Raw genomic sequence first — 24,331 nt, forward strand, 5'->3', positions numbered from 1 at the left:
TGGGCTGGTCGGATAAATTATCCGGCCAGCTTTAATTCGGCCTCAATGCTGATTGTTGTATAAAAAAACATTTCACGTACGACGAGTTTATAACGTTTTCCATTGATATTTATTATTTTATTTTCAACTGTTTTTTTAACGAGGTCTCTATTTTTATAAACTGTGCCCAAATCTTTTGCAAGCAAAGTTTTTAAATCTTCTTTCACTGCTTCTTCTGTATTAAAAACACTTTGCCGGTCAGTAATATTGTATTTTTCGAATTCAATTAACTTTACTTCAATTTCCTGAATGGTTAGCAATTCTTCATTTTTTTTGTTCAATTCTTGATAATCTTCTTGCCAAATTTCAATTTTATCCTTTAGTTTTCTTATATCTTCGGCTTGTTTTTCTAGCAGATATCCGCTTCTTTCCTGCATCGTCCCAAACATAAATAAAAAAATGAGCCAACTTATGCATCCGCCAACTGCAGCCCCCGCAAAGAATCTCTGCCAATTCGGTTGCCGGTAAAGCGGTGGTATTCTCATGATATATGTTCCTGCGTTAGCCACGAGATAATGAGCGCTGCTGTTTTAGCCCCACCCATAGCAGATAAAATTAATAAAAACTGTTTGAATAAATCCCTAGTTCCACCGTCTAGAAATCCTTTTTCAAAGTTGTAAACCGTATCAAATGTTCCTCCAATTGCCGCAACTATGGCCCAAATTCTAACCCTGCCTGCAATTTTAGATATTTCTGTCAGAAGAGGCTCACCGGTAATAAAAGCGGCCAGACCTCCAATTAAAGATCCGCCGAGCATTACGCCGAAAGCAATAAAGAAGCTATTAAAAAATGCTGGAAAAAATGCTTCGTTCAATGTCACCATCTCCAATATTTTAGATTACCCTAATACTGAATATATGGGACAAAGTGTAAATGTATGAAAGAGACTATGCGAACGTATTTTCTTTTTTTCCTAACTGGTCCATAATAGAATAAAGGAAATGTGAAAGGAGTGGGTCCGCCCCGATGGTTTTTGCCCATTTGCAAATTTCAACTGCTTACAGTTTACTATCGAGCACGATCTCCATTCCTGCGCTTGTGGAAAAGGCGAAAAAGCTCCAATATTCAGCCTTAGCTATTACAGACCACAACGCGTTATATGGAGTTCTTCCATTCTATAAATCATGTATAAAAGCAAACATAAAACCGCTTATTGGAATGACCGCCGACGTAGAAACAGGGAATGGAGATATCTCACATCCGCTTGTTTTACTGGCAAAAAACAATGAGGGATATAAAAATTTATTAAAAATATCGAGTGCAATTAAAACAAAGAGTGAAGAAACGATTTCGATAAACTGGTTGAAAGCCTATAGTAGTGGACTTATTGCATTGACTCCTGGTCAAGAGGGAGAAATTGAGCAGCTGCTTTTACAAGGAAAAAAAGAAGAGGCAGAAGCTGCAGCAGAGAAATATGCTGATATCTTTGGCAATAATGCTTTTTATATCTCCTTGCAAGATCACGGATCGGCAAATGCGGAATCCTTGCTTCAAGAGCTTCAAAATCTGTCACAAAAAATGGACATACCTTTAATTGCTACGAATGATGTCCGCTATTTAGATAAAGCAGATTCATTTGCATACGAATGCTTAATAGCTCTGCGTGAAGGAGAAAAATTATCAGATCTCAAAGATCCCGACGAAAGTGAAAAGCATTTGAAAAGCCAGCAGGAAATGGTTGAACTGTTCTCGAGATTACCCGAGGCTTTGGAGAATACGCTGAAGATTGCCGAAAACTGCAACGTGATGATTGAAACAAATCAAGAACTTTTGCCGAAGTATCCGCTTAACAAAGGGGAAACAGCCTCGTCCACATTAAGGGATCTATGTTTAGCAGGGCTTACGGAACGTATTTCCAGACCAGACGAAAGGTACATGGAACGCTTGGACTTTGAACTGGAAGTCATCGGTCGGATGGGATTTAATGATTATTTTCTCATCGTATGGGATTTTATGAAGTATGCAAGAGAACAAGGTATCCTGACCGGTCCTGGGCGTGGGTCAGCAGCTGGATCTTTAGTTGCCTATGTGCTTGGAATCACTGATGTAAATCCAATTGAACATGGCTTGTTGTTTGAGAGATTCCTAAACCCTGAACGGGTCAATCTGCCTGATATCGATATTGACTTTCCGGACCATCGACGTGACGAAGTGATTGAATATGTGATGAATAAATACGGGAAATTACATGTAGCGCAAATCATTACCTTTGGGACCTTTGCTGCAAAGGCAGCAATCCGTGATACAGCTCGTGTTTTCGGATTGGGTACAAAAGAAATGGATCAGCTATCGAGACTGATTTCCTCCAATGATCTTCAACAGGCATATAAAGAATCAGCTAGTCTCAGGGATTTTATAGGCGGCTCCGAGAAACATCAAAAGCTATATGAAACGGCTTTGAAATTAGAGGGCCTGCCGCGCCATACTTCAACACATGCAGCGGGTGTAGTCATAACTGAACAGCCGCTCATCCAGTTAATACCCATTCAGGGAGGGGAAACAGGTACATATTTAACCCAGTTTCCAATGGAGGATTTAGAAGAAATTGGCTTGTTGAAAATGGATTTCCTTGGCCTCCGGAACTTATCGCTTCTTGAAAGAGTTGTAAAAAGTATCGAAATTGGTACGGGAAATAAAATTGATTTGAAAAAAATTCCCCGTAAAGATGAGAAAAGTTTTGCAATGCTGCAAAGAGGAGAGACAACAGGAATTTTCCAATTGGAGTCAGAAGGGATGCGCAAGGTCCTTAGAGAACTCAAACCGACAGAATTTGAAGATATCGTTGCTGTCAATGCACTCTTTCGGCCGGGACCAATGGAAAACATACCTGATTATATTGCGCGCAAGCATGGAAAAAAAACTGTGGAATTCTCACATCCCGATTTGAAAGCAATTTTACAATTGACATATGGTGTAATTGTTTACCAAGAGCAAATTATGCAAATTGCTTCCACTATGGCTGGTTTTTCATTAGGTGAAGCCGATTTGCTTCGCAGGGCAGTAAGCAAAAAAAAGCGAGATGTCCTTGATCACGAACGAAAGCATTTTGTGAATGGTGCATTAAAAAAGGGTTATAACGAGAAGGTGGCGAATGAAACATATGACTTAATTGTCCGTTTTGCCAATTACGGATTTAACCGGAGCCATGCTGTTGCCTATAGCATTATTTCTTGGGAGCTCAGCTTTCTAAAAGCCCAATATCCAAATTACTTTATGGCTGCTCTTCTGACGTCGGCCATAGGAAATGAAGAGAAAATTGCCAAGTATATTGCTGAAGCAAAGCATATGGGGATTGATATTTTGCCACCATCTATTCAATCCAGTCATTTTCCATTTATCGCTGAGAAATCAGGAATTAGATATAGTCTTGCAGCGATAAGAGGTATTGGTGCTTCCACTTTAAGAGCCATTATTGAAGCAAGAAAATCAAGGCCTTTTAAAGACTTATTTGATTTTTGCATGCGGGTGCCACAGAAGGCAATCAATCGCAAGGTGCTTGAATCACTAGTGCATTCGGGTGCATTTGATGAATTCGGTTATGATAGGGCAGTACTATTAGCAACAATAGACGTTGCCTTGGAGCATGCGGAATTGATGAGGCCAGCTGATGCTGACTTGTTTGAAGATGAGGAAATGTTTCAAATAAAACCGAAATATATTGATGTTGAACCGATTGGACTTGCCGACAAGCTATATTTTGAAAAACAGGCAACTGGAATCTATATTTCGGATCATCCAGTGAGTTCTTATGTAGAGACCTTTCAATCTGCCGGGGTAATTCCGATTCTGGAACTAAAGCCAGGGCAAAGGAACGTTGCTTCAGGAGTATATATCGCAAGCGTAAAAACAATCAGGACAAAAAAAGGAGATGTTATGGCCTTTGTAAGTGTAAATGATGCTTCTGGTGATATAGAAGGCGTCGTTTTTCCTGATATATTTCGCCGCTTCAGCGCAGTATGTAAAGAAGGAGAAATCGTACTAATCACTGGAAACATTGAAAATAGAGATGGGCATGCTCAATTTATCATTCAAAGAATAGAAGCAGCAGAAGAGTTGGAATTTAAGCGGAAATCTGAGAAAGTTACTTTGTATTTAAAGATCCCAACAGAAATGCATAATCGTGAAAGACTTCTCCAGCTTCGGGAGATCTTAAGCAAGTATACAGGTACGACAGCTGTTGTCCTTCATTATGAATCGAATAAACAAACAATCAAGCTGTCCAACAAAGATCGGATCGATCCGTCTGCTGAATGTTTAGGTGATTTAGCAAAACTACTTGGAGAGGTTAATGTAATCTTAAAATAGTTTTTTTCAAACCGGTAAAAATATGTTATATTATTTTAGAACAGTGTGTGGCCAGACCACTTGCATATAGATAAAGGATGCAAGAAAAGAAGGAGTGAATCCCTTGACTTTGCGCGAGGAAGCATTGCACTTGCATAAACTCAACAAAGGAAAATTGGAATCAAAATCAAAAGTTGAAGTGAGAAATGCGAAAGATTTAAGTCTAGCCTATTCTCCCGGAGTGGCAGAGCCTTGTAAAATGATTTATGAAAAACCTGAAACGGTCTATGATTACACCATGAAAGGCAATATGGTCGCTGTCGTCTCTGATGGTACGGCTGTTTTAGGTCTTGGTAATATTGGTCCGGAAGCTGCTTTACCCGTCATGGAAGGAAAAGCGGTACTTTTTAAAAGTTTTGCAGGAGTCGATGCTTTTCCAATTTGTTTAAATACAACAAATGTCGAAGAAATCATACAGACAGTAAAATTGCTCGAGCCAACATTTGGCGGAGTAAATCTAGAAGATATTGCTGCTCCTAATTGTTTTGTCATTGAAGAAAGACTTAAGAAGGAGACAAGCATCCCAGTTTTTCATGATGATCAGCACGGCACAGCGATTGTAACAGTAGCCGGATTGGTAAATGCATTAAAAATAACGGGCAGAAGCATGTCCGAAATAAAAATAGTAGCGAACGGTGCGGGCGCTGCAGGTATTGCAATTATCAAGCTATTATATAGCTATGGTGTTCGCGATATCATTATGTGTGATTCTAAAGGCGCCATTTATGAAGGGCGTACTGAAGGCATGAATGATATAAAAGCAAAAGTAGCGAAATTTACAAATCGTGATAGACTGCATGGGACCCTTGCGGATGTAATCCAGGATGCCGATGTGTTTATTGGTGTGTCTGTGGCCGGAGCGCTGTCAAAAGAAATGGTGCGTTCGATGAAGCCCGACCCGATTATCTTTGCTATGGCGAATCCTGAACCGGAAATTATGCCAGAAGATGCGATAGAAGCAGGAGTAAAAGTGATTGGGACAGGCCGCTCCGATTTTCCAAACCAAGTAAATAATGTACTGGCATTCCCAGGGATTTTCCGGGGAGCTCTCGATGTCAGGGCTACGCATATTAATGAAAAAATGAAACAAGCAGCGGTCGAAGCGATTGCAGGGCTAATTTCAGAAGATGAGCTTTCATCCGATTACGTTATTCCAGGTCCATTTGATCCAAGGGTAGCTCCGCAAGTTGCAGCCGCAGTAGCAAAGGCTGCGATGGAAACAGGGGTTGCAAGAATTAAAGTTGATCCGGAAGAAGTGCGAAAAAAGACGATGAGACTCGCAGTGATCGGAAAAGGCGAGTGAAAAAAAGTGGATAATCATCCCGGTCAATCAAAAGTGTATTTTAGCATCGTAAAAGCGATAAGGAAGATGATTACTGCAGACGGCCTACAGCCGGGGGATAAAATCCCCTCTGAACGTGAATTGTCTGAGCGGTTAAAAGTAGGTCGCTCCTCAGTTCGCGAAGCTTTACGGTCGTTGGAACTTTTAGGGCTAATTGAAACACGTCGTGGAGAAGGAACCTTTTTACGGAATTTTAAAAATCATCATCTTATTAAATTACTAGGTATGTTCATTCTTGAAGATCCGCACGTGAAAAAAGATATTTTTAGCACGAAGGAATTGCTTGAAAAAGATATCATCAGGCTCATGAGTTCCTCGCCAGCCGAAGAAACTCTTAAGGGGTTGCGTGTTGAGGCAGCAAATCAACCACATCAGTCGTTCGAAAAAATGATGGAGCTTACAAATAATCGATTGCTTTACAGGATTTGGGAAATATTGAATGATTTTTCAAACGAAGCAAAAGACAATGACGAAAATCCAGATCCAGCATACGTACAGCCACTAATGGAAGCTATCATAGATGGAGACGCGGAAACAGCAATCGCCATATATGATGGGCGAGTGTAATGGTTATCCAATCATCAAATAAATTAGTTGAAAGGGGGACTCAGGTTGCTTAAAGACCTTTTTACAAAGCCCAAAAAAAAGAAATATGCAGCAATTCCATCGGAAGCAGCTAAGCAGGATGTTCCCGAAGGAATAATGACGAAATGCCCGGAATGTAAAAAAATCATGTATACGAAAGATCTTCAAAAAAACTTGAAAGTGTGCTTGCACTGTGGTCATCATTTGCGAATGACAGCCTATGAACGGGTTGAAAGTCTTATTGATGAAGGAACTTTTCAAGTGCTTGAAGACCGGATTAGTTCAGAAAATCCGCTTGGGTTTCCGGGATATTTAGAGAAACTCGAAAAAGATAAGAAGAATACGAAGCTAGAAGAAGCCGTTTTAACAGGAACGGGTGCCATAAATGGAATGAACATAGTTATTGCCATCATGGATTCACACTTCAGAATGGGCAGCATGGGTTCCGTAGTCGGCGAAAAAATCGCGAGGGCTATTGAAACAGCTGCAAAACTAGAAGTGCCTTTTTTGATTTTCACTGCATCAGGAGGCGCGAGAATGCAGGAAGGTGTTCTATCATTAATGCAAATGGCTAAAACAAGCGCAGCCTTAAAAATGTTCAGCGAAAAAGGCGGATTAATTATTTCATTTATGACCCACCCAACAACAGGTGGAGTATCGGCGAGCTTTGCTTCTTTAGGCGATTATAATTTTGCCGAGCCGGGAGCGTTGATTGGCTTTGCTGGACGCCGGGTCATTGAACAGACAATTAGAGAAGAACTTCCCGATGATTTCCAGACAGCGGAATTTCTATTAGATCATGGCCAGCTTGATGCAGTCATTCATCGATTGGAAATCAAAGAAAAATTAACTACGGTGCTTGAAATCCATCAGCAAGAAGGTGAACTCACATGGTAAATGGTTTAGAATTTGAAAAGCCAGTGCTGGAATTACGTAATAAAATAGCTGAACTTAGAGAGTTCACAAAAGACTCTGATGTAGATTTGTCTGAGGAAATCGATAAGCTGGAAGCGCGGTTGGAAAAGCTCGAAAAGGATGTATATGAAAATATGTCACCTTGGGACCGCGTTCAAGTTGCCCGCCATGCCAATCGACCAACGACTTTAGACTATATTGATCAGCTTTTTACTGACTTTATTGAATTGCATGGAGACAGGCTTTTCGGTGATGACATGGCAATCGTGGGAGGTATTGCGAAGTTCAAAGGACTCCCGGTTACGGTGATCGGTCATCAGCGAGGAAGAGACACGAAAGAAAATATTCGCCGTAATTTCGGTATGCCTCACCCTGAAGGATATCGGAAGGCACTGCGACTGATGAAGCAAGCGGAGAAATTCAAACGTCCAATTATTTGTTTCATTGATACAAAAGGGGCATACCCTGGTAAAGCTGCCGAGGAACGCGGTCAAAGTGAAGCAATCGCACGCAACCTTTTTGAAATGGCCGGGTTTACAGTGCCGATCATATGCATTGTGACTGGTGAAGGTGGAAGCGGTGGAGCCCTAGCCCTCGGAGTCGGAGATCGTCTATATATGCTTGAAAACTCTACTTACTCTGTCATTACCCCAGAAGGTGCAGCAACAATCCTCTGGAAAGATGCTTCCTTGGCAAAGCAAGCGGCTGAAGCGATGAGAATTACTGCTCCAGATTTAAAAGATATGGGTATCATTGATGAAATTATACCAGAAGTAAAAGGCGGCGCTCACAGAAATGTTGAAAAGCAGGCTGCTTTCATTGATGATGTTCTAGTAAAAACACTAAAGCAATTACTGGCTGCAACACCAGAACAACTAATAAGTGAACGATACGCTAAATTTAAGAAAATGGGTGAATTTGCAGAAAGTAAGGAATTTGAAAATATTCATACTTGAGGTATGACCCACTTTGGGCCATACCTTCTTTTTTTGATCAATTATTTGAGATTATGTTGATAAAGTGGTATTTTAGACTTACTGACAATTTCTAATACATATTGTAGAAAATCCTAGAAATAGGGCGAAAGATGATATATAGAAATAATTGAGGTGACGATAATGAAAAGAATCGGTATTTTGACGAGCGGCGGAGATGCACCAGGTATGAACGCCGCCATTAGAGCTGTCGTGAGAAAATCTATTTACCATGGCTTTGAAGCATATGGCGTATATCAAGGATTCAGCGGTTTAATTAATGGAAATATAAAAAAACTGGAATTGGGTTCTGTTGGGGACATTATCCATCGTGGAGGAACAATGCTGCGATCGGCACGATGTGAAGAATTCATTACAAAGGAAGGCCAACAAAAAGGAATCGAACAATTAAAAAAGTTTGGCATTGACGGTCTAGTTGTCATTGGAGGCAATGGTTCTTTTATGGGTGCCAAAGCTTTATCTGAGCAAGGATTTCCTTGCATTGGTGTTCCTGCAACAATTGATAATGATATCCCAGGTACGGAATTTACGATCGGGTTTGATACGGCATTGAACACAGTGCTGGATGCAGTCGATAAAATTCGTGACACTGCCTCTTCACATGAGCGCACTTTCATCATTGAAGTAATGGGGCGAGATGCTGGAGATATCGCGCTTTGGGCTGGACTCGCGGGAGGGGCTGAAACGATTTTAGTTCCCGAAGAGAAATATGTTATGGATGATATTGCTGAACGCTTAAGAAGCGGACAGAAGCGTGGTAAAGAACATAGTATTATTATCGTTGCTGAAGGAGTCATGAGCGGTACGCAATTTGCCGAAGAGCTCCATAAGGCAACAAATATCGACACAAGGGTATCTGTATTGGGACATATTCAACGTGGAGGGACACCTACTGGATTTGACAGAGTACTTGCAAGCAGGCTTGGAGCAAAAGCCGTTGAACTGTTGATGCAAGGAAAAGGCGGAAGAGCTGTGGGAATTGATAAAGATATCATCGTTGATGAAGATATTTTAACAGTACTTGAAAAACCACATAAATATCATCAAGACATGTATGAATTATCAAAAGAATTGTCGATATAATAAACATAAAGCGGAAGCGCCCGTTAACTCGGCGCTGGAGGTAGACGTTTTTAAATAAGGTATTATTTTATAAGTTCCTTAACAAAAAGAAAAACGCTTGAGTTTTTCTTTTGCTGCAAGATTTTAGGAGGGTAAAAAAAGATGAAGAAGACAAAAATAGTTTGTACAATAGGTCCCGCCAGTGAAAACCCCGAAACATTATCTCAATTAATTGATGCGGGTATGAATGTGGCCCGTTTGAATTTTTCACATGGGGATCATGAAGAACATCGGAGCCGTATCGTAAATATTCGTGAAACCGCTAAAAAAGCTGGGAAAAATATCGGTATTTTACTAGACACGAAAGGCCCTGAAATTAGAACCCATGACATGGAAAACGGTGCAATTGAGCTTAAGGCTGATTCAACAGTCATTATTTCCATGGAAGAAGTGCTTGGGACTGTTGATAAATTCTCACTATCATATCCGGGCCTGATCAACGATGTGCATAGAGGGTCAAAAATTTTACTGGACGATGGTCTAATTGCGCTTGAAGTGACTGAAATTAAACGAGAAAATAGTGAAATTGTTACGAAAGTATTGAACACAGGCATATTGAAAAATAAAAAAGGTGTAAATGTTCCTGGAGTTTCGGTTAATCTCCCTGGGATGACTGAGAAAGACGCAAAGGATATTCTTTTTGGCATTGAACAAGGTGTCGATTTCATCGCTGCTTCATTTGTCAGAAGAGCAACGGATGTATTAGAAATCAGACAACTATTAGAAGAAAATGGCGGTTCCTATATTAATATTATTCCTAAAATCGAAAACCAAGAAGGCGTAGACAATATAGATGAAATCTTGGCTGTATCTGATGGTGTGATGGTTGCACGCGGTGACTTAGGTGTCGAAATTCCAACTGAAGCCGTTCCACTCGTACAAAAACAATTAATTAAAAAATGTAACGAGGCAGGAAAGCCGGTTATAACAGCAACGCAAATGCTTGACTCTATGCAGCGTAACCCAAGGCCGACAAGAGCGGAAGCGAGCGATGTAGCGAACGCTATTTTTGACGGTTCTGATGCTGTTATGCTCTCTGGAGAAACTGCCGCAGGCTCTTATCCAGTCGAAGCGGTACAAACGATGCACAACATCGCTTTAACAGCAGAACAAGCTTTAAATCATCAAGAAATCCTATCTTATTTAAGTAAAAACAGCGAGCATAATATGACAGACGCAATTTGTCAGTCAGTTGCACATACAGCCATCAACCTAGAAGTAAGTGCCATTGTAACTCCGACGGAAAGCGGACATACTGCAAGAATGATTTCTAAATATCGCCCTAAAGCTCCAATCGTGGCAATAACTTCCAATGAAGCGATTGTCCGTCGTCTTTCACTTAAATGGGGAGTGTATCCAAAACTTGGGCAAAAAGTCACAACTACTGACGAAATGCTTGAGAATGCAGTGACAGAAAGCTTGAATTCCGGACTTGTGAAACATGGTGATCTGATTGTTATTACGGGTGGGGTTCCTGTTGGAGAAAAAGGGACAACCAATTTAATGAAAGTCCATGTTGTCGGAGATGTAATTGCCAAAGGACAAGGTATAGGAAGAAAATCAGCATTCGGAAAAGCATTTATTGCCAAAGATGCATCGGAAGCAAATGAAAAAGCTGAACCTGGTTCTGTAATGGTTGCAATTGGAACAGATAGAGAAATGGTTTCAGTCCTAGAAAAATGTTCTGCACTCATAACGGAAGAAGGCGGTTTAACTAGCCATGCAGCTGTAGTGGGTATAAATCTCGGCATTCCGGTTATTGTTGGAGTAGAAAATGCAACAACCTTGATTAAAGATGGTCAAGAAATTACGGTCGATGCCACTCGTGGAATTATTTATAATGGGCATGCGAGTGTACTATAATTAATATGAATTGCCGGGCATCGTGTCCCGGCAATTTTTTATTGGAATATATGATATAATTAAAGAAAAATTAACGGGGATGTGAACCGTTTGAAATATTTAATTCTACTTTTTATTATCGTTCCTGCAATGGAGATAGGGCTTTTTATTATGGCAGGAAAAGCAATTGGGGTAATCACTACTGTATCCTTAATTATTTTGACTGGATTATTGGGAGCATATTTAGCAAAAAGACAAGGGTTGGAGGCTCTTCGGAAAGTGCAAGCTCAGCTGCGCTCTGGCCAACCACCAGGGAATGCAATGCTAGATGGCGTGTGTATTCTTGCAGGTGGTATTTTACTTTTAGCCCCAGGCTTTATCTCAGACCTAACTGGTTTGCTGTTGCTCCTTCCTATTACTAGAAATGCTTTGAGACCACTAATGCTTAAAGTAATAAGAAACTGGATATCACGTAAGCAAGTATATATTTATCGTTAAAAAAAGAGCCAAGACATCGGCTCTTTTTTCATTTAATAATGGGAGGGGTCCCTTTAATATACGCCCAGAGATCCTTGAAAACATTTGCTTTATGAAGAGTTGTTACCAGTACAAGTGTAACCGGACCAACAATAAGTCCTAAAAACCCTATCAGCTTAAATCCAACGAAAAGAGCGACTAATGTCGCTAGTGGATTGAGTCCGATATTTGAAGACAGGATTTTAGGTTCCATCACTTGCCTTTGCACGATCACTACAGTGTATAATATCCCGAGACCGAGTGCTAGTCCATAATTACCTATCACCAATTCATAAATAATCCACGGAATAAACACCGTTCCCGTTCCTAAATACGGAAGTAAGTCGACAATCCCGGTAATGAGGGCAATGGTAATGGCATAATCAACTCTTAAAATTAGGAGACCAATTAAAACAATCACAAGTGTAATCGAAATTAAGGTTAGCTGCGCTTTTACAAAGCCAGCGAGTGCTTTTTTTAAGTCGATAAATACTTTTCTTCCACTTGTTTTCGCCTTTTCGGGCATGAAGCGAGTGGATGCAGACGTTAGATTATCCCAGTCCTTACTAATAAAAAATGTTGCAAGGAGAGAGAATACAATCACTGTAGCGGCATTCGGAATCCACGATACAAGGGCTGGAAGCTTCAAAAAAAAGTTTTGTAAAAATGCAGTTGCGCTTTCCGTTATTTTATTGCCAGTGTCTGTAATACTATCCTTGATGGTATCTTGCTGACCGCTATCAAGACTTTTAAACATACCTGCAATTTTATTGTAAAATGGTATAACCTGGCCAGCAAACAAGTCTTCAATATAGCTAATTAACGTTCCGACATGCTGAGGCACAACAGTGGATAAGTAGCTTGTACCCCCAACAATTTCCGCAATTAATAATGTAATCAAACCAGCAAAAATAGCTATGAGGAGGAGTAGCGTTGTTAATACAGCCAGTACACGTGGAAATTTCCATTTTTTCTCGAGAAATCGAACGGCGGGATTCATAAATATAGCAATTGCAATGGCTATAATAAACGGATATGTTACTTTTGAAATATAATAAATAAAGATAAGGGAACTTACTACTATTCCAGTAACAATGAAAAAACGGATTACTTTATTTACGGTATCTCGGTTCACCTAGTCACCACACCTTATTTTCTATTTTTAACATGTCTAGCTCCAGCGCCTAGCCCCTCGAGGTCAAATAACCTGATGCAATAAAAGTCAAGACCGGACTTTTAATGCATCAGAACATTTGCCTGTCGGAGGCCCGCAGGATGCGGGTCAGAACGGCGTTGCCACAGGACGTGGCGCCCTTAGCCGTTCTTCCATTGAAAGGCGCTTACGCTTTTCTATATAATAACATGTCTATTAGAATTTTCGGAAAGGATGAGCTTTTTGTTCAATCAACCTTTTTTATTTATGCTTATGCTTCTTGCTATCGGAATTATTGCGAAAAATCAATCGCTCATTATTGCGGCGAGTGTATTGATTGTTCTTAAATTACTAGGGGCAGACGAAAAGATTTTCACCTCATTGCAAACGAAAGGAATTAACTGGGGGGTCACAATTATTACAATTGCCGTTTTAGCCCCAATTGCCAGTGGTTATATCGGCTTTAAAGAACTTGGAAACGCAATAAAGTCGCCATATGCATGGATTGCGCTCGGAGCAGGTATGGGAGTTGCCGTCATCGCCAAGTATGGTGTACAGCTTTTATCTGTAGATCCCCATATCACGACCGCCCTTGTAATCGGGACGATATTTGCGGTTGCAGTGTTTAAAGGAGTCGCAGTTGGTCCTTTAATAGGCGCAGGCATCGCCTATATGGCGATGAAAATATTTGAATTAATCAAACCTGGCTAAGAGAGAGAATGGGTTATAAGCGTTTCCATTCCCAAAAGTAAAAGATTTGGTTATAATGACAAAGGAAGCGGATTGCATATGTTGAAATATAGACAAGATTGACGACTAGTCTATAATAGAATATGCATGGCTGCGGTGTAATACATGAATTTTCACAGCAAAGACTAAAGTTGCTGGAATACTCTTCATTCAGGCGGCAGTCTATATTTTTTGCTTAAAATGTACAAGTTTGAAAAAGAAGGATAAAGGAGAGGTTTTTAATGACAGCAGCACGTGGACTGGAAGGAATAGTAGCTACTACATCTTCCATTAGTTCAATCATCGACGATACACTTACATATGTCGGCTATGATATTGATGATTTAACTGAAAACGCAACCTTTGAAGAAGTAATTTATTTATTATGGCATTTAGAACTACCGAACAAAGCTCAGCTACAAGAGCTCAAACAGCAATTGGCTGATAATATGGAGCTTCCACAAGAAGTGATTGAAAGCTTCAAAACATATCCAATCGATAAGGTACATCCTATGGCAGCATTGCGTACAGCAGTTTCAGCACTTGGACTATACGATGATGAAGCTGATTTGATGGATAAAGAAGCGAATTATCGCAAAGCGATTCGCTTACAAGCTAAAATGCCAGCAATTGTTGCGACTTTTGCGCGTGTACGAAAAGGACTTGAGCCAGTAGCGCCTCGCAAAGACCTCGGTTTTGCAGAAAACTTCCTTTACATGCTAAAAGGCGAAATGCCTGATCAAATAGAAATTGAAGCAATGGATAAGGCTTTAGTTCTTCATGCAGACCATGAACTTAATGCATCCACTTTCACAGCCCGCGTTTGTGTAGCTACACTTTCCGATGTATATTCAGGTGTTACGGCTGCAATAGGTGCATTGAAAGGCCCGCTTCATGGGGGTGCCAACGAACAAGTTATGAAAATGCTCACCGAAATCGGTACAGCGGATAAGGCTGAAGAGTATGTACTTGAAAAATTAAATAACAAAGAAAAAATCATGGGCTTTGGTCACCGTGTGTATCGTCAAGGGGATCCGCGTGCAAAACATTTGCGTGAAATGTCTAAGCGACTTACTGAAATTACAGGAGAGCCAGAATGGTATGATATTTCTGTAAAAGTGGAAGAAGCGTTCACTTCACAAAAACCTTTGCCGCCAAACGTTGATTTTTATTCGGCATCTGTTTATCACAGCTTAGGGATTGATCATGATCTATTCACTCCGATTTTTGCTGTAAGCCGAGTATCTGGATGGCTTGCACACATCCTTGAACAGTATGAAAACAACCGTCTAATTCGCCCACGTGCCGAATATACAGGACCTGGCAAGAGAAATTATGTGCCGGTTGATGAGCGTTGATTGACAAGAAATAGAAAATTGTCAGTATTTCTGATAGTATAGTTATAGAGACTTAAACATGGAGGGATAGTAATGTCACAAGGTCAAAAAATTACTGTAGAAAATGGTGTGTTGAATACACCTGATAACCCGATCATTCCTTTTATCGAAGGAGATGGAACAGGTCCTGACATTTGGGCAGCAGCGAAAAGAGTATTGGATGCAGCTGTAGAAAAAGCATATGCAGGCAAAAAGAAAATTGAATGGAAAGAAGTATATGCAGGGCAAAAAGCATTCGATAAATTTGGCGAGTGGCTACCTGTAGAAACATTAGAAACAATTCGTGAATATTTCATTGCCATTAAAGGCCCATTGACAACACCGATTGGCGGCGGCTTCCGTTCATTGAACGTTGCTCTTCGTCAAGAGTTGGATCTATTTGTATGCTTGCGTCCAGTTCGCTATTTCCAAGGTGTTCCTTCACCCGTTAAGCGTCCTGAAGACACAGACATGGTTATCTTCCGTGAAAATACTGAAGATATTTATGCTGGTATTGAATATCAAGAAGGCACAGATGAAGTGAAAAAGTTAATTGATTTCTTACAAAATGAAATGGGCGTTAACAAAATCCGTTTCCCTGAAACTTCCGGAATCGGCATTAAGCCAGTTTCTGCTGAAGGAACAAAACGTCTTGTACGCGCTGCTATCAACTATGCGATTAAAGAAGGCCGCAAATCTGTAACTCTAGTTCACAAAGGGAACATCATGAAGTTTACAGAAGGCGCATTTAAAAACTGGGGCTACGAGCTTGCTGAAGAAGAATTTGGTGATAAAGTATTCACTTGGGATCAATACGATAAAATTAAAGATGAGCAAGGAACTGAGGCTGCAAACAAAGCACAATCTGATGCTGAAGCTGCAGGCAAGATCATCATTAAAGATGCGATTGCTGACATTTTCCTACAACAAATTCTAACTCGTCCGAAGGAGTTCGACGTTGTAGCAACAATGAACTTGAATGGCGACTATGTTTCCGATGCACTTGCTGCACAAGTCGGCGGAATCGGAATTGCTCCAGGAGCTAACATTAACTACGAAACAGGACATGCTATCTTTGAAGCAACACATGGCACAGCTCCAAAATATGCTGGCCTTGATAAAGTAAACCCTTCATCAGTTCTTCTTTCAGGCGTGCTTATGCTAGAGCACCTTGGCTGGACCGAAGCTGCTGAGTTAATTATCAAATCTGTTGAAAACACAATCGAATCTAAAGTTGTTACTTACGACTTTGCTCGTTTAATGGAAGGCGCTACAGAAGTAAAAACGTCTGAATTTGCAACAGCATTGATTGAAAACATGAAATAAGAAAACATCTATTAAGCGAGCGCAAACCGTATAATAACGGCTGCGCTCGCTTTATATCAATAAACGGATCCACTACATAAACTTTAATCTTTAAGAAGGAAGGTAATGGGACCCATGACTATGAAACGGAAAAAGATTTCAGTAATTGGCGGCGGTTTTACAGGAGCTACGACGGCATTTTTACTAGCGCAAAAAGAGCTTGGAGATGTCGTTCTTGTTGACATACCGCAAATGGAAAATCCGACAAAAGGAAAAGCATTGGACATGCTGGAAGCTGGTCCTGTTCAAGGATTTGATGCGAATATTACAGGTACATCAAACTATGAAGATACGAAGGATTCTGATGTAGTTGTTATTACTGCAGGAATTGCACGTAAACCAGGGATGAGCCGCGATGACCTTGTCCAAACAAACCAGAAAGTCATGAAAAGCGTCACGAAAGAAATTGTAAAGCATTCTCCAAACTGCTTTATCATCGTTCTTACCAATCCGGTTGATGCAATGACTTATACAGTATTCCAAGAATCTGGTTTTCCAAAGAACCGCGTAATTGGACAATCTGGTGTCCTTGATACAGCACGCTTCCGAACGTTTGTTGCACAGGAACTAAATTTATCAGTAAAAGATGTAACAGGCTTCGTTCTTGGCGGCCACGGTGACGATATGGTTCCGCTTGTACGTTACTCATACGCCGGAGGAATTCCTTTGGAAGCGCTTATTCCGCAAGACCGTCTCGAGGCAATAGTTGAACGCACCCGTAAAGGCGGCGGTGAAATCGTTAACCTTCTTGGCAACGGCAGTGCATACTATGCACCTGCAGCTTCCCTTGTTGAAATGGTCGAAGCCATTGTTAAGGATCAACGCCGAGTTTTACCTACGATTGCTTATCTAGAAGGAGAATACGGCTTCGATGGCATTTATCTTGGTGTTCCAACAATCCTAGGTAAAGATGGTATTGAAAAAATCATCGAGCTTAAACTGACAGATGATGAAAAATCAGCTTTGCAAAAATCAGCTGATTCCGTGAAAGAAGTAATGAACGTACTGGCATAATAAACGATCGGGCCCTCTCACTGGAGAACGCCCGTTTTTCTCTTTGTATCGAAGTACATTTCATGGTATTATTTACTGAAAGCGCTTAAAAACCTATGGAGGTGCATGTGTTGTTACTCGGGAAAAAACGTAAACTTGGCAGGACAATGGAGGAAATTACAAGAGGGGAAAAATTAACGCTGACTGAAAAAATTGAGGACAAAGATTTGCTTTTATTTTTAGGTTTGACAAATGATGCAAATCCACTTTATATTCAGCATGATTATGCTTCCCAAACTACCTATAAAAAGCCGATCGTTCCTACGATTATGCTTACAGGAATTATAACCTCTGCTGTATCCAAATATTTGCCAGGACCAGGTTCACATATTCTAAAACAGGAAATTGAATTTTTACAACCCGTATACCACTATGCAACAATCCAATTTTTGTTTGAAATAACAGATGTAAATGAAAAAAACCATACCATTACTGTAAATGTGCAAGCAACAGATGAGCAGGAGAATATGGTTATTAAAGGAAAACTATTAGTTTGCCCACCATTTAACATGGAGCCAATGACAGGGGAAGCCCTCGAAAACTTTTAGGCAATGGGGAGAGGTTCACATGGACCTCTCCCCATTTCTTTGAATCCTTTTATGGATTCATTCGTACATAGATTAAGAGAAAAATAGAAAGGGTTGTATGGAATGAGCTTAAAAAGAGTATATACCGTTACAGGGCTAATCATTGCTGTTATTGTACTCACCGTAGTTCTCTTCAGTTCGTGGTATACGGTAGATGAATCAGATCAAGCTTTAATTATGACGTTCGGTAAGGCGGAAGAAACGATTACAGAACCAGGCTTACACTTTAAACTTCCATGGCCAATTCAGCGTGTGGAAAAATTAGCAAGAGAGACGCTTAAGCTTGAATTCGGTTACAATGAAAAGAACGGTAAGACAAATGAAACAAAAATGATTACTGGAGATGAAAATATTGTCCTTGCCGATCTCGTTGTTCAATGGAAAATAACGGATCCGAAAAAATACTTATTTCATTCAGAAAAACCGCAAGAAATTTTATATAACGCCACATCGGCTTCTTTAAGAAGTATTATTGGCAGTTCGAAAATTGATGATGCATTGACATCAGGGAAAGCGGAAATTGAAGCGAATGTGCGTGAGCTATTGACTTCTTTAATGGATAAATATGATGTGGGCATATCCATTCTTGCTGTTAATTTAAAAGACGTAGAGCTTCCGAATCAAGAAGTACGCAGTGCTTTTACAGCGGTTACGGATGCTCGAGAAACGATGAACACAAAAATAAATGAAGCAAAAAAATATGAAAATAAGCGGATGAATGAAGCGGAAGGGGAAAAAGCCGCTATCATTTACAAGGCAGAAGGGGAAAAATCCGCAAGGCTTGAAGCCGCACGTGGGGATGTTGCTGTATTTAATAAATTATATGAGCAGTATAAAACAAATCCCGACATCACTCGTGAGCGTCTAACGCTTGAAACACTAGAGCAAGTTTTACCTGGTGCAGAGATTTATATCATGAATGATGATGGTAATACTTTGAAATACTTCCCGATTCGGCCATTGGAAAAAGAGCAAGCGAAACAATCCAATGAAGAAGGGGGAAGCGAAGAATAATGGATAAAAAAGTAGTTAATCTTGAACCTAGAAAAAATATTGAGATGGAATGGCGTAAATATGCCAAGTTGGGTATTACTGTTATTATTTTATTCGCTTTGTTCATCCTTTTATTAACGAGTGCCTTCATCGTCAAAGAAGGGGAACATAAAGTAATTCGTCAATTTGGAGAAGTTGTCAGGATTAAAAGTGAACCAGGTCTTTCTTTTAAACTACCATTTATTCAAAGTGTCTCAACGCTCCCGAAATATCAAATGATGTATGATGTATCTCAAGCAGAAATCAATACAAAAGATAAGAAGCGGATGATTATTGACAATTATGTTGTTTGGAAAATTGATAATCCGCGAAAAATGATTTCGAATGCGAGAACCGTAGCCAATGCCGAGTCAAGGATGGAAGAGTTCATTTATTCTGTTGTACGGGCAGAGCTTGGTCAATTAAACTATAACGAAATCATAAATGACGAGAAATCATCACGCGGAAGTTTAAATGACAGAGTAACCGAAAAGGTAAATGAACTCCTTTTAAAAGATGAATATGGTATCATCATCACTGATGTCCGGACGAAACGAACCGATTTGCCGCAAGAAAATGAGAACTCTGTTTATACGAGAATGATTTCCGAGCGTGAATCAAAAGCACAAGAATATTTATCTAAAGGTGATGCCGAGAAGAATCGCATCACCGCCAAAACTGATCGAAAGGTCCGCGAAACACTATCGAAAGCACAAGCTGATGCGGAAGTTATCCGTTCGGAAGGAGAGGGAGAAGCAGCCAAGATTTATAATGTATCTTTCTCTAAAGATAAAGAATTCTATAACCTTTTCCGAACACTTGAGACTTATAAGAAAACAATCGGCGAAGACACTGTCATCGTCATTCCATCAGACTCGCCGTACGCCCGTTTGTTGATGGGCTATACTAAATAATGAAAGTATCCGCATGGCTATCGCCGTGCGGATTTTTTGTCTTCTCAGAATAGATGTGAACAAGAACAACCAACGCCTAAAGCGAATATAACCCTTTATTTTCACATTCCCTAACCCACATGCTAAAATATAGGTAAGAATAGATGGACGAACTAGCCCCACTAGGAGGTTTTATTAAATGAAAAAGAAATTAATGCTCATTGACGGTAATAGTATTGCTTACCGTGCTTTTTTCGCTCTGCCACTTTTGAACAATGACAAAGGAATACATACGAATGCCGTATACGGTTTCACAACGATGCTGATGAAGGTGCTTGAGGAAGAAAAACCGACGCATATTCTTGTGGCATTTGACGCGGGAAAAACAACGTTCCGCCATTCTACCTTCAAAGAATATAAAGGTGGACGCCAAAAGACTCCACCAGAGCTGTCTGAACAGTTTCCGTTTGTTAGAGAGTTACTAGACGCATATGGAATTAAACGGTATGAGCTGGAAAACTTTGAAGCGGATGATATTATCGGGACACTCGCGGTCAAAGCGGAACAAGAAGGCTTTGAGGTAAAAGTGATTTCTGGAGATAAGGACTTGACGCAGCTAAGCACTGGACATATTACAGTTGGAATCACAAGAAAAGGCATTACAGATATTGAAGAATATACCCCTGCTCATATCCAAGAGAAATATGGCCTTACTGCCGACCAAATTATTGATATGAAGGGTCTTATGGGTGACCAGTCCGATAATATCCCGGGAGTTCCCGGTGTCGGAGAGAAAACAGCGATCAAACTGTTAAAGCAATTTGAAACCCTAGAAAACCTGCTGGCTAATATAGACCAAGTGAGTGGAAAGAAGCTGAAGGAAAGACTAGAAGAATTTAAAGATCAAGCAATCATGAGCAAAGAGTTGGCGACGATAACAAAAGAAGCGCCAGTGACCGTTACGGTTGATGAACTTTCGTTCGAAGGCTATGATGTGGAAAAACTCTCAGCAGTTTTTAAAGAACTCGGATTTAATTCCCTGCTTGGAAAATTAGAAGGTGCAGATGAAATCGTTTCGGAAGAAGTGAAAGAAATTTCATTTGAAACAGTGGAATCCATTACTGAAGCAGTTTTCGCTGCTGAAAATGCACTCTACGTTGAAGTCCTCGAAGATAATTATCATACTGGAGAAATTGCGGGCTTCGGTTTATCCAACAAGAACGGAAATTTCTATTTGCCTGTTGAAACCACATTGCAATCAGAAGCTTTTAAACAATGGGCGAAAGATGAAACGAAGAGGAAACAAGTTTATGACGCAAAACGCTCGATCGTTGCGCTAAAAAGACATGATATCGATTTACAAGGAATTGATTTTGATTTATTGCTTGCGTCCTATTTACTCAACCCCTCTGAGTCTACAGAGGATTTCGCAGGGGTCGCAAAACGACATCAATTTACAAATGTGAAAACGGATGAAGCAGTATATGGCAAAGGTGCTAAGAAAAAGGTAGCTGAAGGCGATGTGCTTGGCGAACACCTTGTACGAAAAGCAATGGGTATTGCTGATTTATACGAGCCGTTGCTTAAGGAACTTGAGCAAAATGAACAGACAGATCTATTTTTCGAACTCGAATTGCCGCTATCGTTGATTCTCGCGAAAATGGAATATACAGGTGTGAAAGTGGACGTTGAGAAACTGGAAGAGATGAAGGCTGAAATCGCCGAAAGATTGAAAGAGATTGAAGCAAGAATTCATGAACATGCGGGTGAAAAATTTAATATTAATTCCCCGAAACAGTTAGGGGTTATTTTATTTGATAATCTCGGTTTACCGGTCATAAAAAAGACGAAAACGGGTTATTCTACTTCGGCTGATGTATTAGAAAAATTAGAGCATGAACACGAAATTATTCGGGAAATCCTTAATTATCGCCAACTCGGAAAATTACAGTCCACTTATATTGAAGGTTTGCTAAAAGTGGTTCACAGCGATTCGAATAAAGTTCATACGCGGTTTAATCAAGTATTGACATCAACAGGAAGGCTAAGCTCCATTGATCCTAACTTGCAAAATATTCCTATTCGTTTGGAAGAAGGGCGTAAAATACGCAAAGCATTTATTCCTTCAGAAAAAGATTGGGTCATTTTCGCGGCGGATTATTCACAAATTGAACTCCGGGTCCTTGCACATATCGCTAAGGATGAAAAGCTAATGGAAGCTTTCACAAACAATATGGATATTCATACAAAAACAGCTATGGATGTATTCCATGTTGAAGCAGACGAAGTGACATCGAATATGCGTAGGCAGGCGAAAGCCGTGAACTTCGGGATTGTCTACGGCATCAGTGATTATGGATTGTCGCAAAGCTTGGGGATTACAAGAAAAGAAGCAGGCCAATTTATTGACCGCTACTTACAAAGCTTCCCAGGTGTCAAAAATTATATGGAAGACATCATCGTGGAAGCTAGAGACAACGGCTTTGTTTCAACAGTCTTGCATAGAAGAAGGTATATCCCTGAAATTACAAGTCGCAATTTTAACCTCAGAAGCTTCGCAGAACGAACAGCGATGAATACGCCAATTCAAGGAAGTGCAGCGGACATCATAAAAAAAGCAATGATTGATATGGCAGCAAGACTTGAAAAAGAAGGCCTACGAACGCGTTTGCTTTTGCAAGTGCATGACGAATTGATTTTTGAAGCGCCACAAGATGAAATTGAAAAATTAAAAGAAATTGTTCCGGATGTAATGGAGCATGCACTCGAACTTGCGGTTCCGGTTAAAGTAGAGTACTCATACGGCCCAACATGGTTTGATGCAAAATAAACAGCAATGAAGGTGCAACAAGAGAGGGGGCCCCAAGATGCCGGAGTTACCTGAAGTAGAAACGGTCCGTAGATCACTAGTTGAACTAGTAGTGGGTAAAACAATAGAACGCGTGGCGGTAGGATGGCCAAAAATAATTAAAAACCCATTGGAATTTGAGCAATTTCAGGATGCACTAAAAGGCCAGATGATTCATGGTGTAAATAGAAGAGGCAAATTTTTAATTTTTTTACTTGATGATTACTCGCTCGTCTCTCATTTGAGGATGGAAGGTAATTACAGTTTGCATCGTAAAGGTGACGAAACTGATAAACATACACATGTCGTTTTCAGCTTTACGGATGGCACTGAGCTTCGTTACCGTGACGTTAGGAAGTTTGGGACGATGCATTTGTTTACAAAAGGGACAGAAGAAACCAACCTTCCCCTTGCTAAACTTGGACCTGAGCCATTTTCGGCGGATTTTACTGTCAATTATTTAAAAGAGCGGTTAATGAAAACCGATCGAATGATCAAAGCGGTGCTCCTTGATCAAACAATTGTGACTGGACTTGGTAATATATACGTTGACGAAGTATTGTTTAGATCAAAAATTCATCCCGAGCGTCGGGCAAAAACATTAAGTGATCAGGAAATATCAATTTTACGCGATGAAGCTGCATCTACCTTAATAGAAGCCATCGAAGCTGGAGGAAGTTCCGTCAATACGTATATGAACTCCCATGGAATAAGCGGAACGTATCAGGAGCGGCTTTTTGTTTACGGCAGAAAAGGCGAAGAATGTAAACATTGCGGAACGCCAGTTGAAAAAGTCAAATTGGCTGGAAGAGGAACACATTTCTGTCCTAAGTGTCAGAAAAGTAACCGTTGATTATTGTGAGAAGTTTTTCAGGAGTTGCTTTTTAACCAACATAAAGCCTTTCTCATATACTGGGTTATCGACTTTTAAAGGGGAAGGTGCTTGGAGATGGGCTTTTCGTTATCTATACTGCTGCTTGCGATTGCAATCAGCCTCGATAATTTCAGTACTGGACTTGCATACGGTCTTAGAAAAATGACGATTCCGATAAAATCCATTTTGATTATTGCATTATGTACCGCAGTTTCATTAGGGATTGCGATGTTTGCAGGACAACTACTTCTAAACGTTCTTACTCCAGCTTCCGCCAGTCGGATTGGCGGCATTATATTAATTTTGATTGGCGCCTGGGTGATTTATCAATTTTTTAGAACCGAAAAAGAAAAGCCATTAACACATGAAAAACTCGTTTTAAATTGGGAAATTAAATCGCTGGGCATCGTCGTTCATATTTTAAAAAAACCGACTAGAGCAGATATTGACTGCTCTGGTACGATAACTGGGATTGAAGCTCTTTTGCTTGGGATTGCATTATCGCTTGATGCATTCGGCGCTGGAATCGGGGCGGCGATGCTTGGATATTCTCCCTTAATCCTTGCTGGATCTGCCGCGTTCATGAGTTGCATTTTTCTAGGAGGAGGCTTGCAGCTGGGAAAAGTTTTTTCACATTCAAGCTGGCTACAGAAATTCTCATTTATGCCTGGAGTTTTACTCGTGTTAATTGGATTATTAAAAATGTAAAATGAAAGAGGCA

21 protein-coding genes are annotated in these 24,331 nt (G+C 40.3%); 18 read left to right on the top strand and 3 right to left on the bottom strand.

Annotated features, from left to right (window positions below):
- Window positions 1–17 precede the first annotated feature (17 nt).
- Both ytrI and ytrH read right to left on the bottom strand, forming a co-directional pair.
- The gene (gene ytrI / locus KHA88_RS00780; protein ID WP_213106718.1) at window positions 18–524 is read right to left on the bottom strand and encodes a sporulation membrane protein YtrI; all 507 of its coding nucleotides are present in this window, start codon (window positions 522–524) and stop codon (window positions 18–20) included.
- Window positions 521–853 (bottom strand): sporulation membrane protein YtrH, encoded by a 333-nt coding sequence (gene ytrH, locus KHA88_RS00785; RefSeq protein WP_283247375.1) that lies wholly within the window; start codon window positions 851–853, stop codon window positions 521–523. The genes ytrI and ytrH overlap by 4 nt, the downstream gene beginning before the upstream one ends.
- Window positions 854–1,005: 152 nt before the next feature.
- Between ytrH and dnaE the strand changes: the two genes are divergently transcribed.
- From dnaE to KHA88_RS00825, 8 genes are all read left to right on the top strand, one after another.
- Window positions 1,006–4,344: a DNA polymerase III subunit alpha gene (gene dnaE, locus KHA88_RS00790; protein WP_213121279.1), complete on the top strand. Its 3,339-nt coding sequence runs from the start codon at window positions 1,006–1,008 to the stop codon at window positions 4,342–4,344.
- A 103-nt stretch (window positions 4,345–4,447) separates the two neighbouring features.
- Window positions 4,448–5,686 (top strand): NADP-dependent malic enzyme, encoded by a 1,239-nt coding sequence (gene ystJ / locus KHA88_RS00795; protein WP_213106720.1) that lies wholly within the window; start codon window positions 4,448–4,450, stop codon window positions 5,684–5,686.
- 6 nt (window positions 5,687–5,692) lie between these two features.
- Window positions 5,693–6,292, top strand: a complete 600-nt coding sequence (locus tag KHA88_RS00800) for a FadR/GntR family transcriptional regulator (protein ID WP_213106721.1) — start codon at window positions 5,693–5,695, stop codon at window positions 6,290–6,292.
- Between the two features lie 45 nt (window positions 6,293–6,337).
- Window positions 6,338–7,207 (top strand): acetyl-CoA carboxylase, carboxyltransferase subunit beta, encoded by an 870-nt coding sequence (accD, locus tag KHA88_RS00805; RefSeq protein ID WP_213097645.1) that lies wholly within the window; start codon window positions 6,338–6,340, stop codon window positions 7,205–7,207.
- The gene (gene accA, locus KHA88_RS00810; protein WP_213097644.1) at window positions 7,201–8,181 is read left to right on the top strand and encodes an acetyl-CoA carboxylase carboxyl transferase subunit alpha; all 981 of its coding nucleotides are present in this window, start codon (window positions 7,201–7,203) and stop codon (window positions 8,179–8,181) included. Before accD ends, accA begins: the two co-directional genes overlap by 7 nt.
- Window positions 8,182–8,343: 162 nt before the next feature.
- Window positions 8,344–9,303, top strand: coding sequence for a 6-phosphofructokinase (gene pfkA / locus KHA88_RS00815; protein ID WP_213097643.1), 960 nt, complete (start codon window positions 8,344–8,346; stop codon window positions 9,301–9,303).
- Between the two features lie 141 nt (window positions 9,304–9,444).
- Complete coding sequence (gene pyk / locus KHA88_RS00820; protein WP_213097642.1) at window positions 9,445–11,205, top strand: pyruvate kinase; 1,761 nt, start codon at window positions 9,445–9,447, stop codon at window positions 11,203–11,205.
- An 81-nt stretch (window positions 11,206–11,286) separates the two neighbouring features.
- Window positions 11,287–11,682 (top strand): FxsA family protein, encoded by a 396-nt coding sequence (locus tag KHA88_RS00825; RefSeq protein ID WP_346728917.1) that lies wholly within the window; start codon window positions 11,287–11,289, stop codon window positions 11,680–11,682.
- Between the two features lie 28 nt (window positions 11,683–11,710).
- Here the strand turns inward: KHA88_RS00825 and ytvI are convergent, their stop codons facing one another.
- A complete protein-coding gene (gene ytvI / locus KHA88_RS00830; protein ID WP_213121280.1) occupies window positions 11,711–12,835 on the bottom strand; it encodes a sporulation integral membrane protein YtvI in 1,125 nt (374 codons plus the stop codon).
- Between the two features lie 261 nt (window positions 12,836–13,096).
- On the opposite strand from ytvI, the gene KHA88_RS00835 reads away from it, so the two are divergent.
- The 10 genes from KHA88_RS00835 to ytaF all read left to right on the top strand — a co-directional run bounded on the left by KHA88_RS00835 (window position 13,097) and on the right by ytaF (window position 24,318).
- Window positions 13,097–13,564, top strand: coding sequence for a DUF441 domain-containing protein (locus KHA88_RS00835; RefSeq protein WP_213106722.1), 468 nt, complete (start codon window positions 13,097–13,099; stop codon window positions 13,562–13,564).
- 260 nt (window positions 13,565–13,824) lie between these two features.
- Window positions 13,825–14,940, top strand: coding sequence for a citrate synthase (gene citZ, locus KHA88_RS00840; protein WP_213097638.1), 1,116 nt, complete (start codon window positions 13,825–13,827; stop codon window positions 14,938–14,940).
- A gap of 72 nt (window positions 14,941–15,012) precedes the next feature.
- On the top strand, window positions 15,013–16,284 hold the full coding sequence (gene icd / locus KHA88_RS00845) for an NADP-dependent isocitrate dehydrogenase (protein WP_213121281.1): 1,272 nt from the start codon (window positions 15,013–15,015) through the stop codon (window positions 16,282–16,284).
- A 114-nt stretch (window positions 16,285–16,398) separates the two neighbouring features.
- Window positions 16,399–17,337 (top strand): malate dehydrogenase, encoded by a 939-nt coding sequence (gene mdh, locus KHA88_RS00850; RefSeq protein WP_213107411.1) that lies wholly within the window; start codon window positions 16,399–16,401, stop codon window positions 17,335–17,337.
- A gap of 110 nt (window positions 17,338–17,447) precedes the next feature.
- Complete coding sequence (locus KHA88_RS00855) at window positions 17,448–17,924, top strand: MaoC/PaaZ C-terminal domain-containing protein (protein WP_213097635.1); 477 nt, start codon at window positions 17,448–17,450, stop codon at window positions 17,922–17,924.
- A 102-nt stretch (window positions 17,925–18,026) separates the two neighbouring features.
- On the top strand, window positions 18,027–18,977 hold the full coding sequence (hflK, locus tag KHA88_RS00860) for an FtsH protease activity modulator HflK (RefSeq protein ID WP_213097634.1): 951 nt from the start codon (window positions 18,027–18,029) through the stop codon (window positions 18,975–18,977).
- A complete protein-coding gene (gene hflC / locus KHA88_RS00865; RefSeq protein ID WP_213106723.1) occupies window positions 18,977–19,909 on the top strand; it encodes a protease modulator HflC in 933 nt (310 codons plus the stop codon). The genes hflK and hflC overlap by 1 nt, the downstream gene beginning before the upstream one ends.
- Before the next feature lie 178 nt (window positions 19,910–20,087).
- Window positions 20,088–22,718 (top strand): DNA polymerase I, encoded by a 2,631-nt coding sequence (polA, locus tag KHA88_RS00870; RefSeq protein WP_213106724.1) that lies wholly within the window; start codon window positions 20,088–20,090, stop codon window positions 22,716–22,718.
- 37 nt (window positions 22,719–22,755) lie between these two features.
- Window positions 22,756–23,589, top strand: a complete 834-nt coding sequence (gene mutM / locus KHA88_RS00875; protein ID WP_213106725.1) for a DNA-formamidopyrimidine glycosylase — start codon at window positions 22,756–22,758, stop codon at window positions 23,587–23,589.
- Between the two features lie 96 nt (window positions 23,590–23,685).
- Window positions 23,686–24,318 (top strand): sporulation membrane protein YtaF, encoded by a 633-nt coding sequence (ytaF, locus tag KHA88_RS00880; protein WP_213097630.1) that lies wholly within the window; start codon window positions 23,686–23,688, stop codon window positions 24,316–24,318.
- Window positions 24,319–24,331 lie beyond the last annotated feature (13 nt).

The sequence above is a fragment of the Lederbergia citrea genome, assembly GCF_018343525.1.
Classification (GTDB): Bacteria; Bacillota; Bacilli; order Bacillales; family Bacillaceae_C; genus Lederbergia; species Lederbergia citrea.